General features: G+C 60.5%; 1 protein-coding gene. It reads left to right on the forward strand.

Going from position 1 to position 428, the window contains the following annotated elements; all coding sequences use genetic code 11:
- Nucleotides 1–368: hypothetical protein (locus AACY49_RS31355; protein ID WP_339528245.1), on the forward strand; the 368-nt coding region annotated here is incomplete at its 5' end.
- Nucleotides 369–428: the final 60 nt, after the last annotated feature.

The following is a 428-nucleotide window of genomic DNA, read 5'->3' on the forward strand; positions in this document are numbered from 1 at the left end:
AGCCGCTTCCGCCAGCGACCGATGTTCAAGGCATGCGGCAGAGCCTGCTGTGGCGCGCAAGCGACAGTTATCAGTTTGTTTTCGATCTAATCTATGACGAATATGGCCGCTTCTCGACCATACTGGTCGCGCCTCGTCGCCTGCCGATCGATATGTTCCATGGGAACAGCTATTTTCTGCCGCTCGATATCGTGACCTGCGACCCTCTCGATCAGCAGGTCGAGATCACCATGTACCTCGGCGGCGGTCGCGATGGCTATGATTTCGCGCTGTGGTGCAAGATCGCGGTCCCGGGATTTGTGTTCGAGGGGGGAGCGTTTCAGTTCGGTCTGGATTGGGCCGGTCCCGCACCGCAGACCATCTGGTGACGATGGGGGCCGCCCCGCCGGTTCGTGAATCGGCGTTATCGCTCGCCCGCCGGGTCGTAG

This window comes from Pseudomonas sp. EL_65y_Pfl2_R96 (assembly GCF_963970905.1).
GTDB lineage: Bacteria > Pseudomonadota > Gammaproteobacteria > Pseudomonadales > Pseudomonadaceae > Aquipseudomonas.